The sequence below is a fragment of the Ensifer sp. Root558 genome, from assembly GCF_001427045.1.
GTDB lineage: Bacteria > Pseudomonadota > Alphaproteobacteria > Rhizobiales > Rhizobiaceae > Ensifer > Ensifer adhaerens.
The window spans coordinates 199,761-216,739 of the sequence record NZ_LMGC01000033.1 but is presented as its reverse complement, the minus strand read 5'-3'; the positions used below and the strand labels follow the sequence as shown (position 1 = coordinate 216,739).

17 protein-coding genes are annotated in these 16,979 nt (G+C 63.2%); 6 read left to right on the top strand and 11 right to left on the bottom strand.

What is annotated here, in order from left to right:
- Positions 1 to 77: 77 nt before the first annotated feature.
- The 5 genes from ASD63_RS24960 to mtgA all read right to left on the bottom strand — a co-directional run bounded on the left by ASD63_RS24960 (position 78) and on the right by mtgA (position 3,222).
- Entirely contained in the window at positions 78 to 479 is a 402-nt protein-coding gene (locus ASD63_RS24960; protein WP_034802925.1) for a membrane protein, read from the bottom strand.
- A gap of 157 nt (positions 480 to 636) precedes the next feature.
- Positions 637 to 822 (bottom strand): 50S ribosomal protein L32, encoded by a 186-nt coding sequence (rpmF, locus tag ASD63_RS24955; protein WP_034802928.1) that lies wholly within the window; start codon positions 820 to 822, stop codon positions 637 to 639.
- A 145-nt stretch (positions 823 to 967) separates the two neighbouring features.
- Positions 968 to 1,615 carry a glutathione S-transferase family protein gene (locus ASD63_RS24950; protein ID WP_034802931.1) on the bottom strand — a complete coding sequence of 216 codons (648 nt, stop codon included), beginning with the start codon at positions 1,613 to 1,615 and terminating at the stop codon, positions 968 to 970.
- Positions 1,612 to 2,346 (bottom strand): DUF1868 domain-containing protein, encoded by a 735-nt coding sequence (locus tag ASD63_RS24945; protein ID WP_034802934.1) that lies wholly within the window; start codon positions 2,344 to 2,346, stop codon positions 1,612 to 1,614. The genes ASD63_RS24950 and ASD63_RS24945 overlap by 4 nt, the downstream gene beginning before the upstream one ends.
- 102 nt (positions 2,347 to 2,448) lie before the next feature.
- The gene (mtgA, locus tag ASD63_RS24940) at positions 2,449 to 3,222 is read right to left on the bottom strand and encodes a monofunctional biosynthetic peptidoglycan transglycosylase (protein ID WP_060529995.1); all 774 of its coding nucleotides are present in this window, start codon (positions 3,220 to 3,222) and stop codon (positions 2,449 to 2,451) included.
- A 145-nt stretch (positions 3,223 to 3,367) separates the two neighbouring features.
- Between mtgA and ASD63_RS24935 the strand changes: the two genes are divergently transcribed.
- From ASD63_RS24935 to ASD63_RS24925, 3 genes are all read left to right on the top strand, one after another.
- Positions 3,368 to 4,282: a polyprenyl synthetase family protein gene (locus ASD63_RS24935; RefSeq protein WP_034802940.1), complete on the top strand. Its 915-nt coding sequence runs from the start codon at positions 3,368 to 3,370 to the stop codon at positions 4,280 to 4,282.
- A 4-nt stretch (positions 4,283 to 4,286) separates the two neighbouring features.
- Entirely contained in the window at positions 4,287 to 5,342 is a 1,056-nt protein-coding gene (gene hisC, locus ASD63_RS24930; RefSeq protein ID WP_034802942.1) for a histidinol-phosphate transaminase, read from the top strand.
- An 82-nt stretch (positions 5,343 to 5,424) separates the two neighbouring features.
- A complete protein-coding gene (locus tag ASD63_RS24925; protein ID WP_034802945.1) occupies positions 5,425 to 6,066 on the top strand; it encodes a LysE family translocator in 642 nt (213 codons plus the stop codon).
- A 28-nt stretch (positions 6,067 to 6,094) separates the two neighbouring features.
- Here ASD63_RS24925 and ispG read toward each other — a convergent pair whose 3' ends face one another.
- The 4 genes from ispG to ASD63_RS24905 form a co-directional block, all read right to left on the bottom strand.
- The gene (gene ispG / locus ASD63_RS24920; RefSeq protein WP_034803175.1) at positions 6,095 to 7,348 is read right to left on the bottom strand and encodes a flavodoxin-dependent (E)-4-hydroxy-3-methylbut-2-enyl-diphosphate synthase; all 1,254 of its coding nucleotides are present in this window, start codon (positions 7,346 to 7,348) and stop codon (positions 6,095 to 6,097) included.
- A gap of 163 nt (positions 7,349 to 7,511) precedes the next feature.
- Positions 7,512 to 8,696, bottom strand: coding sequence for an MFS transporter (locus ASD63_RS24915; RefSeq protein WP_034802948.1), 1,185 nt, complete (start codon positions 8,694 to 8,696; stop codon positions 7,512 to 7,514).
- A 29-nt stretch (positions 8,697 to 8,725) separates the two neighbouring features.
- Positions 8,726 to 9,112, bottom strand: a complete 387-nt coding sequence (locus ASD63_RS24910) for a glyoxalase/bleomycin resistance/extradiol dioxygenase family protein (RefSeq protein WP_034802951.1) — start codon at positions 9,110 to 9,112, stop codon at positions 8,726 to 8,728.
- Positions 9,109 to 9,891 (bottom strand): DeoR/GlpR family DNA-binding transcription regulator, encoded by a 783-nt coding sequence (locus ASD63_RS24905; protein WP_090426332.1) that lies wholly within the window; start codon positions 9,889 to 9,891, stop codon positions 9,109 to 9,111. The genes ASD63_RS24910 and ASD63_RS24905 overlap by 4 nt, the downstream gene beginning before the upstream one ends.
- A 273-nt stretch (positions 9,892 to 10,164) precedes the next feature.
- Here ASD63_RS24905 and ASD63_RS24900 point away from each other — a divergent pair, with 273 nt between their 5' ends.
- The 3 genes from ASD63_RS24900 (at position 10,165) to ASD63_RS24890 (ending at position 12,483) form a co-directional block, all read left to right on the top strand.
- The gene (locus ASD63_RS24900; RefSeq protein ID WP_034802957.1) at positions 10,165 to 10,938 is read left to right on the top strand and encodes an amino acid ABC transporter substrate-binding protein; all 774 of its coding nucleotides are present in this window, start codon (positions 10,165 to 10,167) and stop codon (positions 10,936 to 10,938) included.
- A 106-nt stretch (positions 10,939 to 11,044) separates the two neighbouring features.
- Positions 11,045 to 11,725 (top strand): amino acid ABC transporter permease, encoded by a 681-nt coding sequence (locus ASD63_RS24895; protein ID WP_090426316.1) that lies wholly within the window; start codon positions 11,045 to 11,047, stop codon positions 11,723 to 11,725.
- A complete protein-coding gene (locus ASD63_RS24890) occupies positions 11,722 to 12,483 on the top strand; it encodes an amino acid ABC transporter ATP-binding protein (protein ID WP_034802963.1) in 762 nt (253 codons plus the stop codon). Before ASD63_RS24895 ends, ASD63_RS24890 begins: the two co-directional genes overlap by 4 nt.
- Before the next feature lie 122 nt (positions 12,484 to 12,605).
- Here ASD63_RS24890 and pyc read toward each other — a convergent pair whose 3' ends face one another.
- Together pyc and ASD63_RS24880 are read right to left on the bottom strand one after the other, a co-directional pair.
- Positions 12,606 to 16,064, bottom strand: coding sequence for a pyruvate carboxylase (pyc, locus tag ASD63_RS24885; RefSeq protein WP_034802966.1), 3,459 nt, complete (start codon positions 16,062 to 16,064; stop codon positions 12,606 to 12,608).
- A gap of 119 nt (positions 16,065 to 16,183) precedes the next feature.
- Complete coding sequence (locus ASD63_RS24880; protein WP_060529994.1) at positions 16,184 to 16,924, bottom strand: autoinducer binding domain-containing protein; 741 nt, start codon at positions 16,922 to 16,924, stop codon at positions 16,184 to 16,186.
- Positions 16,925 to 16,979 lie beyond the last annotated feature (55 nt).

The following is a 16,979-nucleotide window of genomic DNA, read 5'->3' as shown; positions in this document are numbered from 1 at the left end:
GAAAACGGTTCCTGCCTTCACCTCACCTGAACAGAGATCGCGGAAATCGGGGCGGCGTCGCCCCGAACCGTCTGGACCTAGAGGCCGATCGACACGTCCCGGCCGGCCGAGCGCATCGACACGGCAAAGCCGGCGATAACATCGATGAAGCTGATGGTCATCAGGATGAAGAAGAGCTGCGTTGCCGCCGGTGCGAGCAGCAGAAATTCGATCAAAAAGACGATGAACAGGATCATCGAGAGCAGATGATCCATCAGTGCGCGGCTGCTCGTGCGCGTCGCTTTCAGCAATTCGACGAAGAGCAGCAGCAGGGCGCCGACGATCAGAAGGTCGCCGAAGCGCATCGTCCAGGTCGCGCCTGATAGCATGGAGAGCGACACCATGTCGGCGTTCAGGCCGGCGAGGCCGCCGAACATTCCGATCATCGCGAGATTGTAGATTGCAAAAGGCAGGATCAGCAGCGGTATGGCAGCAAGCATCAGAACTCCTTGACCGCGTTTATGGTGGACCATGTTTATGCGGCGTCGTCACGCAAGGCGCCAGCGATACCACGGCGTCCAAGCAAGATCATGTCAGATGCAAAACAAAAGGGCCGGCAGAGCCAGCCCTTTGAACCTAATCCGCGAACGGAAACGCTTATGCGCTTTCCTTCGGGGTCAGAACCTGACGGCCACGGTACATGCCGGTCTTCAGGTCGATGTGGTGCGGGCGACGCAGTTCGCCGGAGTTCTTGTCTTCGACGTAGGTCGGGGTCTTCAGAGCGTCAGCCGAACGGCGCATGCCACGCTTGGACGGGCTCGTTTTTCTTTTAGGTACAGCCATTTCATTCTCCACTTATCGGGCAAACACTGTTCAGCAGCCGAAATGGCCGTGTAAAACAGATGTTAATCACGGAAATTTGGCGCGCTTATACATGGACAACTGCCGTTTGACCAGTCCCCACGGGCAATTTTTCGACTCGACCTTTTCAGACCTCGTCTTCGGCGACGACCCACGGCTCTGCGCGGGCGGCCTCCTCCCATTTCAGGAACGCCGGATGTGCCTTCACGCGGTTCATGTAGCCGAGCGTTTCTCGATCCGCAACGAGATCGTAGACGTCGAAGCGGTTAACCACAGGCGCGTACATCGCATCGGCCGCGCTGAAGGACCCGAAGAGGAACGGGCCACCGGAACGCGCAAGCGCCTCCGTCCAGATCTGCTCGATACGTGCCACGTCCGCGCGGACGTCCGCGCCAACGTCCAGCGCCTGCTTTGGCCGACGGATGTTCATCGGGCAGGCACCACGCAGAGCGCGAAAACCGGACAGCATCTCCATCGAATAGCTGCGCGCCCGGGCGCGCGCCTGAGGGTCGGCCGGCCACAGCCCGGCGTCGGGAAAGAGTTCGGCGACATATTCGATGATCGCCAGCGATTCCCAGATAAGCAGGTCCCCGTGGCGCAGCAGCGGCACCTTTCCGGTCGGCGAGATCGCCCGGATCTCCGGATTGCCGGCGGCGAAATCGAACGGAATGACCACGTCCGAGAAATCGATGCCGACTGCCGTCATCGCGATCCATGGCCGCATCGACCAGGACGAATAGTTCTTGTTGCCGACATAGAGTGTAAGTCCGGTCATTTCTGTTCCTTGATTGCTGGTCTCTCCGAGAAAACGATCAGTTCCTCGAAATGGTTCATGTCCTCGAACGAGCAGAAGGCCGGCGGATCGAGCGCGATCACCGGCGCCTGCTCGCGCAGAAAAGCGAGCTGCTCGTCCAGCATCGCCTGCCAGCGCGGCAGCGCCGCATCGTCGAGCCAGTCGACGGGGTAGGCATAGGTGATGTGGAATTGGTAGTCGTCATGATCCGGATGTCGATAGCCGAAGGCTTCCGCGAAAGCGTCGCGCCAGGCCTTGAGACAGGCGCGGTCGGCGGCACCGTCGCCTTCGAGTGCAAGGCCCGTCGGCGTGATCCCGGTCACGCGGGCGCGGAACTGCTCCAGCGGCGCAAAATGCGCAAGCCGTTCGCGGTAGTACGCCGTCATCACCTCGATCGGCGTATCGAGCGGCATGCCAGCCGGCCAGTAAGGGAGCTTCCGGCGGTGTTCGATGATGCCCTGGAAGATCGTCATGTGCAGGCTGGACGGTTGGGTAAAGGCGAACTGCCGCGCCTCGGGCATCGCCATCAACCGGTCGCGCACCGCAAGCACGGCGGCCTCGGACGGCGATCCGGCGGCAACGTGAGACACGACCGTGTTGCCCGGTTCCAGCAGGAAGAGGCCTTGGGTGTTGTAGCGCGTGCCGAGATGTCTCGGCGGGGCATCGTTGGCGCTGCGGCCAAGGGCGAGAAGCGAGGGGGAAATCAGGGTCATGGAGCAATCGGGCCTTTCGAAGGGAGAGAGGCCCAGATGGCAGAACTCTACAACGCGAGCATGACATCGCCCGACGAGCCCATCCAATGAAAAGGTCTGATCCTAATTATAAAGGCAGGTGATGTAACCGCCGGAGCGGCTGGCGCGGCGCTCGATCAGGTTCGCCAGACGCTTGAGACCGCGGCCTGGTTTTCCGGCGTTGCGCTCCTTCGGATTGGGCAGCGACACCGCAAGCAGCGCCGCCTGCCGGCGCGAGAGCTTCGACGCTGAAACCCCGAAATGATGGCGGGCGGCCGCCTCGATACCATAGATCCCGTCGCCCCATTCGGCGATATTCAGATAGATCTCCATCATCCGCCGCTTGCTCCACACGAAGTCGGCGGCGACCGCCAGCGGCAGTTCCATGCCCTTGCGCAGGAAGGAACGACCGTTCCAGAGATAGAGGTTCTTGACCGTCTGCATCGGAATGGTGCTCGCGCCGCGGGTGGATTCCCCTTCGAGCGCATCCTCGACCACGCCCCGCATCTGGCCCCAGTCGACGCCGTCATGGGCGCAAAACTGCCCGTCCTCCGACATCATCACCGACTGCACGAGAACCGGGGCGATATCATCGAACTCGACCCATTGCCGATCGTAGCCGCGCAGCAGCACGAGATCGCGCAGCATGAGCGTCGAGACGGGATGGATGAACTCCACCAGGTAGAGAACGATCAGCGCGTAGGGAAGGACGAGAAAGCCCAGGACAGCCAGGACGATCTGGCGGCGACGCGTGCGCAACGTCCGGCGAAGCGAAGACCAGCGACTGGAAGGCAATTCGCCCTCCTCGCGCGCTTCCGGAACGACGTTCGCGGCCTGACTGTTCACCTCGCTGTCCATCCGCTTCTCTTAGTGCATGCGCAGGCAGAGTTGAACGGGCTTTCTGGCAAAAGGCAAGGCGCGGAGAAGGCTGTCCCAGGGAAAGCGCGCGGCTGCGACACGAATCCCCGTTGAAAGCCCTCTTCGCCCATGTCAAAGAGCGCGCATGAGCCAGGACACATCGCCTTTTACCCGTCGCCTCGCCACCAATGCCCGCACCGTCGAGGGTCTGCTGGAACGTCTGCTCGGCCAGACGACGGAAGCCGACGAAATCGCCCGGCCGGCAAACCTGCTCGCGGCCATGCGCCACGGCGTGCTGAACGGGGGCAAGCGTCTGCGCCCCTTCCTGGTGATCGAATGCGCCGATCTGCTCGGCGGCAATCGCGATGCGGCCTTGCGCGTCGGCGCGGCACTCGAATGCGTGCATTGCTATTCGCTGGTCCATGACGACCTGCCGGCGATGGACGACGACGACATGCGCCGCGGCCAGCCGACCGTGCACAGGGCCTTCGATGAGGCGACGGCGATTCTTGCCGGCGACAGCCTGCTGACCTTTGCCTTCGATATCATCGCAGCACCCGAGACAGCGCTTTCGGATGCGCAGAAGGTGGAACTGATCCTGGCGCTCGGACGCGCCGCCGGCCACGGCGGCATGGCCGGCGGACAAGCGCTCGACCTGGCCGCGGAAAAGTCGCCACCGGACGAGGCCGGGATCGTCACGCTGCAGGCGATGAAGACAGGTGCCCTGATCCGCTTTGCCTGCGAGGCTGGCGCCATCGTCGCCGGCGCCGCGAAGGAGGACCGCGCGCGGCTTCGCGCCTTCGGCGAAAAGATCGGCCTTGCCTTCCAGCTTGCCGACGACCTGCTCGACCTTACCGCGGATGCTGAGACCATGGGCAAGGCAACCGGCAAGGACGCCGCCCGTGGCAAGGGCACGCTGGTCGCGCTCAACGGCCAGACCTGGGCGGAAGACCGGCTGGAGCAACTGGTCGCCGAAGCAGAAGCGCTGCTTGCGCCCTATGGAGTGCGCTCGGCCATTCTCGTCGAAGCCGCCCGTTTCATCGCCAATCGCAGGAGCTAGATCCATGAGCAAATACTGGTCGCCGATCGTCTCCAAGCTGAAGCCCTACGTGCCTGGCGAACAGCCGCGCATCGCCAACCTGGTGAAGCTCAACACCAACGAATGCCCCTACGGTCCGTCTGAGAAGGTGCTCGACGCGATCGCCGCGGCAGCGAGCAGCGATCTTCGCCTTTATCCGGACCCGCTGGCGCTGAAGCTGCGCCAGGCCATCGCCGTACGCTATGGCGTGACCGCCGAAGAAGTCTTCGTCGGCAACGGCTCGGACGAGGTGCTGGCGCACATCTTCGCCGGCTTGCTGAAGCACGACGCGCCGCTGCTCTATCCGGATATCTCCTACAGCTTCTATTCGACCTATGCGCGGCTCTTCGAGATCGACACGGTCGAGATCCCGCTCAGCGATCGCTTCGAGATCGATCTCGCCGACTACGACCGGCCCTGCGGCGCGATCATCCTGCCGAACCCGAATGCCCCGACCGGCATCGCTTTGCCGCTCGCCGACATCGAGCGGCTGGTCGCAAGCCATCCGGACCAGCCCGTCGTCATCGACGAGGCCTATGTCGATTTCGGCGGCCAGTCGGCCGCAGAACTGGTTTCGAAATACGAGAACCTCTTGGTCGTCCAGACCTTCTCCAAGTCGCGCGCACTTGCGGGCTTGCGCGTCGGCTTCGCCATTGGCCAGCGCCCGCTGATCGAGGCGCTGGAGCGGGTGAAGGACAGCTTCAACTCCTATCCGCTCGGCCGTCCGGCCCAGGCCGGCGCCATCGCCGCGATCGAGGATGAAGCCTGGTTCGAGGACACTCGCGCCAAGATCATCGCGTCGCGCGACCGGCTCACGGCCGAACTGACAGCGCGCGGCTTCGAGGTGCTGCCTTCGTCGGCAAACTTCGTTTTCGCACGGCATCCCGGCCATAGAGGAGAAACGCTGATGAAGGCGCTCCGCGAGCGCGCCGTGCTGGTGCGCCATTTCGCCAAGCCGCGCATCTCCGATTTCCTGCGCATCACCATCGGCACCGATGCCGAATGCGCGCGCCTGATCGAGGCGCTAGACGAGATCCTCTAAGTTGTCTCGGTGACATTTTCGCCGTTTCAAACAAGCGATGGACTGATCTAGCCTCCGGCGACCGAGCCGGAGCTTGTCTTACATGTTCGACCTGACGCCCTATCTGCCGCAGCTTCTCATTGCCTGGACCGCCTATCTGATCGCGACCGCATCGCCGGGGCCGGCGATCCTGGCGATCATCACCACCTCGGTCAGCCAGGGACGAAAGGCGGGCCTGGCGCTTGCCCTTGGCGTTCTGACGGGAAGTTACACCTGGGCAATGCTGACGGCCTCCGGTCTCTCGGCGCTGATCCGCGCCTATGGCCACGCGATCATCGTCTTGAAGATCGCCGGCGCCTGCTATCTCTTCTGGCTCGCCTATAACGCGCTACGCGCTGCCATGCGCAGCGACAAGAGCGCGATCGTGCCGACGGCAAAGGTGCAGACCTCGCTGAAGCGGCTCTATCTCAAGGGGCTCGGCATCCACCTGACGAACCCCAAGGCGATCTTCTCCTGGATCATGCTGGTGTCACTCGGCATGCCCGCGGGCGCGCCGGTCGGCGTTACCGCCACTTTTATCGGCGGCTGCATGGTCTTGGGTCTGATGACCTTCTGCGGCTTTGCGATCGTCTTCTCGCTCACGCCGGTACACCGCGCCTATCTGAAGTCCAGGCGGCTGATCGAAAGCCTGATGGCCGGTTTCTTCGCCTTTGCCGGCTTCAAGCTGCTGACATCACGGCTCTGAGGCCACAGCGTAGACAAAGCGCGGCTGCTTACTCAGCGGCCGCCTGACCGCGGCCGTAGCGCTTCTCGATATAATCGGAAACCAGCGTCTCGAAGTCGCCGGCAATGTTGGGGCCGCGCAGCGTCATTGCCTTCTCCCCGTCGATGAATACGGGGGCGGCCGGCATTTCGCCGGTGCCGGGCAAAGAGATGCCGATGTCGGCATGTTTGCTTTCGCCCGGGCCGTTGACGATGCAGCCCATGACCGCGACCTTCAGGCCCTCGACGCCGGGATACTTCTCGCGCCAGACCGGCATGTTGCGGCGGATGTCGTCCTGGATCTTCTGGGCGAGTTCCTGGAACACCGTGGACGTGGTGCGTCCGCAGCCGGGACAGGCGGCAACAACAGGGATGAACTGACGGAAACCCATGACCTGCAGCAATTCCTGCGCCACCTGCACCTCGCGGGTGCGGTCGCCGCCGGGCTCAGGCGTCAGCGAAATGCGGATCGTATCGCCGATGCCCTGCTGCATGAGGATGCCGAGCGAAGCGGACGAGGCGACGATGCCCTTCGTGCCCATGCCGGCCTCGGTGAGGCCGAGATGCAGTGCGTGGTCCGAGCGGGCCGACAACATGGCATAGACGGCGATCAGGTCCTGAACGCCGGAAACCTTGGCCGAAAGGATGATGCGGTTGCGCGGCAGACCGATCTCTTCGGCGAGTTCCGCCGAGAGCAGCGCCGACTGCACGATCGTCTCGCGCGTCACCTCTTGCGCCGTCAGCGGAAAACCGTTCGCCTTGTTCTCGTCCATCAGCCGCGTCAGCAGTTCCTGGTCGAGCGAACCCCAGTTGACACCGATGCGCACCGGCTTGTCGTAGCGGATCGCCATCTCGACGATCTCGGCGAACTGCTTGTCCTTCTTGTCCTTGAACCCGACATTGCCCGGATTGATGCGATACTTCGCAAGCGCCTCGGCGCAGGCCGGATGATCGGCAAGCAGCTTGTGGCCGATATAGTGGAAGTCGCCGACGAGCGGCACGTCAAGACCAAGGCGCTCGAGCCGCTCGCGGATCTTCGGCACCGCCGCCGCACTCTCGTCGCGGTCGACGGTGATGCGCACCAGTTCCGAACCGGCCTTGTGCAGCGCGGCCACCTGGGCCACGGTCCCATCGATATCGGCCGTATCGGTGTTGGTCATCGACTGGACCACGACCGGTGCGCCGCCCCCGACGATGACGCCGCCGACATCGACGGCGACGGAGGCGCGGCGGGGCTGCGGATCGAAATCGAAGGCGGAAGACATGAAGGCCTCTTCGTGGGTCACTGAGCCGGGCGAGGATGCGGGCAGAACCCGCATGGACTTTCCTCAACTCGCCCTGGCCATTTGCCCATCAGGTGGATGAGGAAAGCCTGATTGTCAACGGCGACATCATGCCCTGACGGCGATTTGATGGCGCCGTTCCGTCTCAGTGCCCCTTAGCGTGATCCGCATGGATCGCATGGTGCGACAAGAGAAGCACGACGATGAAGAGCAGCGGCACCGAGGCGAAGATGATGGCAAAGCCCGTATGCTCGGCAACGAAGCCGATCAGCGACGGTGCGAACAGCATGCCGGAATAGCCCATGAAGGTCGCGACCGAGAGCCCGATGCCCGGCTGCAGGCCCGGCATGTTGCCGGCGGCCGAGAACGCGATCGGCACCATGTTGGAGATGCCGATGCCGGCGATCGCAAAACCGAGGATGGCGATATAGGCATTGGGCGCCGTGCCCGCGACGATCATGCCGACGAGTGCCGTGACGGTGCAGATGCGGAGCGTCCGTTTGGCGCCGAAGCGATCCCGCACGAAATCGCCGGCAAAACGCATGGTCGCCATGGTGGCGGAGAAGGCGGCAAAGCCGAAGCCGGAAAGCTCAACGGAGGCGCCAAGCTCGTTGCGCAGATAAAGCGCACCCCAGTCGAGCACTGTGCCCTCAGGCACCATCGAGAACAGCGCCATGATGCCGATCAGCCAGGGGAGCGGCGTCATCGGCAGGCGCAGCTTTTCCTTGGCTGCGCCTGGATGCGGCTTGTCAGCCAGGATCATCGGCCAAGCGGCGACGATCAGTACCAGGCAGATCGCAGTGACGACAAGGACATGCGGCAGCACACCGAAGCGGGCCATGAGGAAACCGCCGATACCGGCACCGATCAGGCCGCCGAGGCTCCAATAGGCATGGCAGGACGACATGATCGCACGGCGCATGGATTTCTCGACCTCGACCGCATTGGCGTTCATCGCGACGTCCATCGCGCCGGCAAAACCGCCAAGCAGGAACATGGCGACAGCCGCCGTCCAGACATCGGGGACAAGCGTCAGAAGCAGAAGCAACGGCGACAGGATGATGGCGGTGACCTTGACCACCTTCTGCGACCCCACACGGGCGATGTAGCCGCCGGCAATCGGCATGAGCACCAGCGAGCCAATACCGAACATCAGGATCAACAGGCCGAGCACGCTTTCGCTGATGCCGAGCCGGTCCTTGAATTCCGGGATCTTCGGCGCCCAACTGCCGATGACGAAGCCGTTCAATAGGAAGAGCAGCGAAACCGCCAGCCGGTTGCGGGTCATGTAGCCCTGGCGGACGGTCGCGGAAGGAGAACGTTGGTCCATGGTCTTGCCTCTGTGCCGGGTCGCCCGGCTCAAATTGTGATTTCGATCAGATTTCCATCGGGGTCGCGAACAACAGCCTCATAGAAGCCATCGCCGGTCCATCGCGGTTTTGCGACCAGAATGCCCTTAGCCTCGGCGCGCGCGGCCATCGCCTCGACCGCCTGCTCGCTGCCGAGCGACAGCGCCACATGGGCAAGGCCGGTACGTTCTTCAGCCGGATCGGCCGGCCCAACCCAGGGGCCTTCCATGATCTCGAATGCCGGCCCGTCGCCAAGCGTCAGGAACCGCGAGCGAAAGCCCGGCCGCCGTCGGCTTTCATAGATCTCGCCGACTTCGGCGCCGAAGAAGGACGACCAGAAGCTGGCAATCGCCTCGAGGTCCCGCGTCCAGAGCGCCACATGCGTGATCGTCGTCATTCCGTCTCTCCCGCCATCAGGACCTCTGCCCTTGTCGCCTCGAAGGCCGACCGATGCTCGGCCGACGCATCCGCCTCGAGCAGCAGCGTCACCTTGTCATTGATATCGACAACCCCGTGCGCGGCGGCCGTACCGAGCTTGTCGCTGGTGACGGCGACAACCAGGCGCCGGCTGCGCAGCGCAATGAGCCGTTTGAATTCCGCATCCTCGAAATAGATCGCCGTCAGGCCCGCAGCGGCATCGGCGCCGCAGGTGCCAAGGAAGCAGAGATCGGGCCGCAGCAGTTCCGCGTCGCGCTGCGCCCGCGCACTGATCGCCGCACCGACGGCACGGTTGAGCGGGCCGCCGAGCAGGATCAGATCGACGCCCGGCTTCTCCATGAGCGCGACGGCAATCAGCGGTGTGTTGGTGACGACGGTGACCGGCAGCTCCGGCTCGATCAGTTGCGCGATCGCAAGATTGGTCGAGCCGGCATCGAGGAACACGGTCATATCAGGCTTGATCAGGCCGACCGCCGTGCGCGCCAGCGCCGCCTTGCGTTCCGGCGCCATCGCCACCCGTTCTCGCAATGTGCTGTGGGCCGCCGGCGCGACCGGAAGTGCGCCACCATAGACGCGCTCGCACAGTCCTGCCGCCGCCATTTCCCGGAGATCGCGGCGGATCGTGTCTTCGGAAACGCTGAGCTCGGCCGCAAGATCAGCAGCCAGCACCCGGCCATTGGCCTTCAACCGCTCCTGGATCAGCGTCTTTCGCTCACGAAGAAGGAGTTCCCCTGACATTTTCACCAACCGTGCATAAACGTGCATGAATCGCCATAAATGCGCATAGCAACTTTTGAAACCGTTTTCAAGCCGGCGCGGCGCCCAAATCGGAGGGGCGCGCGAATTTCGACAAACCGTGGCTTTTGCGCGCAATCGGGGTCAATTCGAGGAAAATTCTTCATCAAAACGCTCAGGAATTGGTGTTTTATACGCTCAGATCGCCGATTTTTTATGCGATTGTCCGCTCAATCCGGACGACGGGCCGGGCAAGAAAGAAGATGGAAAATCACGATGAAACTCCTCCCCACGCTGTTTGCCGCCGCTCTGATGCAGGTTGCCGCACTTGGCTCCGCTGAAGCCGGCGAGAACCTCGATGCGATCAAATCTGCCGGTGTCCTGAAGATCGGCACCGAGGGCACCTATGCCCCGTTCACCTATCACGACGCCTCCGGCGCGCTCGTCGGCTTCGACGTGGAGATCGGCCACGCCGTCGCCGAGAAGCTCGGCGTCAAGGCTGAATTCCTCGAAGGCAAGTGGGACGGCCTGATCGCCGGCCTCGACGCCAACCGCTACGACACGGTCATCAACCAGGTCGGCATCACCGAGGAGCGCAAGAAGAAGTACGACTTCTCCGAACCCTATATCGCCTCCAAGGCTGTGCTGATCGTCAAGTCGGACAACGAAGAGATCAAGGGCTTTGCCGATCTCAAGGGCAAGAAGTCGGCCCAGTCGCTGACCAGCAACTTCGGCAAGCTCGCAACCGCGTCCGGCGCCGAACTCGTCGGCACCGACGGCTTCGACCAGTCGATCCAGCTCGTCTTGACCGGCCGTGCCGACGCGACGATCAACGACAGCCTCTCCTTCCTCGACTTCAAGAAGAAGAAGCCCGACGCCCCGGTCAAGATCGCCGCTGAGCAGGCCGATGCCGACTTCTCCGGCATCATCATCCGCAAGGGCGAGCCGGAGCTTCTCGAGGCGATCAACAAGGCGCTCGTCGACATCAAGGCCGACGGCACCTACGACAAGATCTCGCAGAAGTACTTCGGCGCCGACGTCTCGAAGTAACCCGATCACTGGGCCCTCGGCCGGTTTCTCAGCCGGCCATTCTCGGCTATGAAAAGCGATCCGTTCCGGACCCCGGGGCGGATCGCGCTTTTTGAAAGGCTCGCCCTTGACCACCTGGCTCCCACTGATGCTGGAATCCTTGCCGTCCCTGCTCTGGGCCGGCCTGACCTTTACCATCCCCCTGACGCTGCTTTCCTTCATCTTCGGCCTGATCCTGGGGCTCGTCACCGCCGTCGCCCGGCTCTTCGGGCCGGCACCGGTCGCCTGGATCGCGCGCTTTTACGTCTGGGTGATCCGCGGCACGCCGTTGCTGGTCCAACTGTTCGTGATCTTTTACGGCCTGCCGAGCGCCGGCATCCTGCTCGACGCCTTCACCGCAGCGCTCATCGGCTTCTCGCTGAATGTCGGCGCCTACACCTCCGAGATCATTCGCGCGGTGATTTCGTCGGTCCCGCGCGGACAATGGGAGGCAGCCTATTCGATCGGCATGAGCTGGAGCCAGGCGATGCGCCGCACGATCCTGCCGCAGGCAGCCCGCGTCGCCGTGCCGCCATTGTCGAACACATTCATCTCGCTGGTGAAGGACACGTCGCTTGCCGCCGCCATTACTGTGCCCGAGATGTTCCAGACAGCGCAGCGCATCGTCGCCACCACCTACGAGCCGCTGATCCTCTACATCGAGACGGCGCTGATCTATCTTGCCATGAGCTCCGTGCTTTCCGCCCTGCAGGTCAGGCTGGAGCGACGCTTCGCCCGCTATGGCGGCTTCCTGGAGGCACGCACATGATCGAGCTCTCCCACATCGAAAAGCGCTTCGGCGACAATCTCGTGCTGAAGGATATTTCCGTGACGCTCGCCGAGGGCACTGTGACCGCGCTGGTCGGCCCGTCCGGCGGCGGCAAGAGCACGCTGCTGCGCTGCATCAACCTTCTGGAGATCCCGACCTCCGGATCGATCAAGCTTGGCGACGAGAAGCTTGAATTCGCCCCTGGCCGCAAGATCGGCTGGACGGCGATCCAGCGTCTGCGCCGGCAGACCGGCATGGTGTTCCAGAACTTCCAGCTCTTCCCGCACCAGACCGCACTCGGCAATGTCATGGAAGGCCTCGTCACCGTGCTGAAATGGCCGGCGGACAGGGCAAAGACCCGGGCAACGGAACTGCTCGAAAAGGTCGGCATGGCGCACAAGGCCGACGCCTGGCCGGCAACACTTTCCGGCGGCCAGCAGCAGCGCGTGGCGATCGCCCGTGCCCTTGCCCCTTCGCCGCGCGTGCTTCTCTGCGACGAGCCGACCTCGGCGCTCGACCCTGAACTGGCGGAAGAAGTGGTCGAAGTCCTGAGCCGGCTTGCCCGCGAAGGCACCACCATGGTCATGGCCACCCACGACCTCCGGCTCGCCTCGCGCGTTGCCGACAAGGTGATCTTCCTCGACGGCGGCCTCATCGTCGAAAGCGGCGCGCCAAAGACGATCTTCTCGGCGCCCGAGCGCGAGCGAACGAAGAAGTTCATTGCCTCGCTCAGCGCTCCGCACGACTACGAGATCTGAAGGGAAGCATTGGGACCGGTTCCATTGGCCTAGGCGCTAAGCAGCCGTCGTCTGATCCATCGCAAAACAAAAAACGGCCGGATTCGCATCCGGCCGTTTTTGTCTGTCCGTGTGGCAAACGCTTACGCGTCGAAGACGATCAGCAGGTCCTTGGCGTCGATCTGGTCGCCGGCGCGCACCAGAACTTCGGCGATCGTGCCGTCCTTCTCGGCATGCAGCGCCGTTTCCATCTTCATCGCCTCGATCGAGAGCAGCACGTCACCGGCCTTAACCGCCTGGCCCGGATGAACCGCGACCGTGGAGATGACGCCCGGCATCGGAGCGCCGAGCTGGGCAGCGTTGCCGCCTTCGGCCTTGCGGCGCACGGCGCTCGTCGCACTGCGGTTGCGGTCCGGTACCTTGATCAGGCGCGGCTGGCCGTTGAGTTCGAAGAACACCTTGACCATGCCCTTCTCGTCCGGCTCGCTCTTGGCCTGGTGCAGGATCACCAGCGACTTGCCGCGCTCGATCTCCGGCTGCAGCTCCTCGCCCGGTCCAAGCCCATAGAAATAGGCCGGCGTCGGCAGCACGCTGACCGGACCATAGGTGTCGGCCGCGACCGCGTAATCGGTGAAGACCTTCGGGTACATCAGGTAGGAGGCGAACTCGAAGTCGTCGACCTTGCGCTCGAGCTTGTCCTCGATCGCCTTGCGCTCCGCGTCGAGATCGGCCGGCAGCAGCAGCGAGCCGGGAACGGCGGTGTAAGCCTTCTCGCCCTTCAGCGCCTTCTTCTGCAGCGCTTCCGGCCAGCCGCCCGGAGGCTGACCGAGATCGCCCTTCAGCATCGAGACGACCGAATCCGGGAAGGCGATATCCTTGGCCGGGTTCTCGACGTCGGCGACCGTCAGGTCTTGCGAGACCATCATCAGTGCCATGTCGCCGACCACCTTGGAGGACGGCGTCACCTTGACGATGTCGCCGAACATCTGGTTGGCATCGGCATAGGCCTGGGCAACGCGGTGCCACTTGGTTTCCAGCCCGAGCGAACGGGCCTGCTCCTTGAGGTTGGTGAACTGACCGCCCGGCATTTCGTGCAAGTAGACTTCCGACGCCGGTCCCTTGAGGTCGCTTTCGAAGGCGGCGTACTGGTAACGCACTGCTTCCCAATAGAAGGAGATGCGGCGGATCCATTCGGGATCGAGGCCCGGATCACGCTCCGAGCCGCGCAGCGCCTCGACGATCGAGCCGAGGCAGGGCTGCGAGGTGTTGCCGGAAAGCGCATCCATCGCCGCATCGACCACATCGACGCCGCTATCGACCGCGGCAAGCACGGTTGCAGCCGCAATGCCCGAGGTGTCGTGCGTGTGGAAATGGATCGGCAGATCCGTCGCTTCGCGCAGCGCCTTGAACAGCACGCGCGCGGCGGCCGGCTTCAACAGGCCCGCCATGTCCTTGACGGCGATCATGTGCGCACCGGCCTTTTCGAGCTCGGCCGCCAATGCCGTGTAGTACTTGAGATCGTACTTCGGGCGGGCCGAGTTCAGGATGTCGCCAGTGTAGCAGATTGCCGCCTCGCAGATGCGGTTCTCTTCAGCAACGGCCTCCATCGACACGCGCATGTTGTCGACCCAGTTGAGGCAGTCGAAGACGCGGAAGACGTCAATGCCGCCCTTCGCCGCCTGGCGGACGAAGTACTTCACGACGTTGTCGGGGTAGTTCTTGTAGCCGACGCCGTTGGCGCCGCGCAAAAGCATCTGCAGCAGCAGGTTCGGCGCGTCCTCGCGAATGCGGGCGAGACGATCCCACGGGTCCTCGGTGAGGAAGCGCATGGAAACGTCGAAGGTCGCACCACCCCAGCATTCGAGCGAGAACAACTGCGGCAGGGCACGAGCATAGGTGCCGGCGACGCGGGCGATGTCATGCGTACGCATGCGGGTCGCAAGCAGCGACTGATGGCCGTCGCGCATCGTCGTATCGGTCAGGAAAACCTGCTTTTCACCGCGCACCCACTCGGCGAATTTCTTCGGGCCGAGCGCGTCGAGCTTCTGCTTGGTACCGGCGGGGATTTCGCCCTGGATGAATGGCACGACGGGCTTGGCCGCATCCGCCGGCGGCTTCGGACGGCCCTTGGCCTCCGGATGACCGTTGACGGTGACGTCGGCGAGATAGGTCAAGAGCTTCGTCGCACGGTCCTGGCGCCGGACCTGCTGGAAGAGTTCCGGCGTCGTATCGATGAAGCGGGTGGTGTAGGTGTTGTTGCGGAACTGCTCGTGGCCGATGATCGCCTCGAGGAAGGTGAGGTTGGTCGCCACACCGCGGATACGGAATTCGCGCAGCGCCCGGTCCATGCGGCTGATCGCTTCCTGAGGCGTGCTGCCCGAGGCCGTGACCTTCACCAGCAGCGGATCGTAGTAGCGGGTGATGTAGGCGCCGGTATAGGCCGTGCCGCCGTCGAGACGGATGCCGAAACCGGCCGCCGAACGATAGCCGGTGATGCGGCCGTAGTCGGGAATGAAGTTCTGCTCCGGATCTTCCGTGGTGATGCGGCACTGCAGCGCGTGGCCGTTGAGGCGGATGTCAGCCTGGTCAGGCACACCCGATTGCGGCGTGCCGATCGCCTCGCCGTCGAGAATGTGGATCTGCGCCTTGACGATGTCGATGCCGGTCACCACTTCGGTGACGGTGTGCTCGACCTGGATGCGCGGGTTCACTTCGATGAAGTAGAACTTGCCGGTGTTCACATCCATCAGATACTCGACGGTGCCGGCGCCGATGTAGTTGGTCGCCTTGGCGATCTTCAGCGAGTAGTTGGCCAGTTCCTGCCGCTGCGCATCGGAGAGGTAGGGCGCCGGCGCGCGCTCGACGACCTTCTGGTTACGGCGCTGGATGGAGCAGTCGCGCTCGAACAGATGCACGACATTGCCGTGGGTGTCGCCGAGGATCTGGCTTTCGACGTGGCGGGCGCGCTCGACCAGCTTTTCGAGATAGACCTCGTCCTTGCCGAAGGCGGCCTTGGCCTCGCGCTTGGCTTCCGTCACCTCGCGGATCAGATCCTTCGGATCGCGAATGGCGCGCATGCCGCGTCCGCCGCCGCCCCAGGAGGCCTTGAGCATGACCGGGTAGCCGATCTCGGCGGCCAGGCGATGGATTTCCTTTTCGTCGTCTGGCAGCGGATCGGTGGCCGGCACGACCGGAACGCCGACGGAAATGGCGAGGTTGCGGGCTGCGACCTTATTGCCGAGCTGACGCATCGTCGCCGGGCGCGGACCGATGAAAATGATGCCGGCGGCGTCACAGGCATCGACGAATTCCGGGCTTTCCGACAGCAGGCCGTAGCCCGGATGAATGGCGTCGGCACCCGAGAGTTTGGCGACGCGGATTACTTCCTCGATCGACAGGTAGCTTTCGATCGGGCCGAGGTCGCGCGCAAGATGCGGGCCGCGGCCGATCTGGTAGCTTTCATCCGCCTTAAAGCGGTGCAGCGCGAGTTTGTCCTCTTCCGCCCATATCGCGACCGTTTTCAGACCGAGTTCGTTTGCAGCGCGAAAAACGCGGATGGCAATTTCAGAACGGTTGGCAACAAGGATCTTCGAGATAGGCAAGTCGGTCTCCTCAATGACTTGATATTGCGGGAAATGCTGCACCCGCGAAATAAAGTATTAGCGGGTCACCGGGCAGAGCGCAATTTCAGATGCGACAGGAAACCGAATGCCTTTCGACTTTAGGAAATCAGGCCGAGACGGAAGGCGATCGCCACGACGTGGTGGCGGTTCTTGGCCTTCAGCTTTTCCTGGATTCCGTTCATGTACCAATCGACCGTGTGGCTCGAAATATCCAGCACCTTGCCGATGTCGTTGGAGGTCAGTCCGTCGGCGAGATAATTGAGGGCTTCCATTTCGCGCCGCGTCATTTGCACTTCGACGCGCGAACCGAGCTCGGCCGAAACCTCGGGGTCGGTCAGGTCCAAGAGCTTCCAGAACAGCCGCTTGGCGATCGAGTCGAACAGGCTGATCTCGACAGGGCTCAAGTCGACGACGCGGCCGCCGACCGTCAGGTTGCCGAGCAGGCCGCGCCGGCCGTGCACCGGGAAGATGTAGCCGTCGTAGAGACCGTGGTTGCGGGCCTCGATCATCATGCTTTCCATGCGCTTGCGATGCGGATCGGAGCGGAAAGCAAACAGCGTATCGCGCCAGCGGAAACCGCGCTGGGCATGGCCGAGATAGCGGATGGTCGGGTCGATCACCACGAACTTCTTGCGGATATAGATCTGCGGCCAGCCCTCGGGCCAGCGACCGGCAAGCAGCAGCCTCAGCGGGTTGTCATGCGGCTTGGGCTGGCGCACGACGCCGTAGAAGTCGAAGCCGCAGCGATCGAGCAGGCGCTCGAATACAGGGATGATTTCTTCGCGTGTCTTCATCTCCTCCAGAAGCGCGAGAAACTGTACGAGCAGCGTAATGTTCATGGATCACCTTCCAGGTCGATGCATATGGTCGCATTTCCGAATCCGGACATAAAGG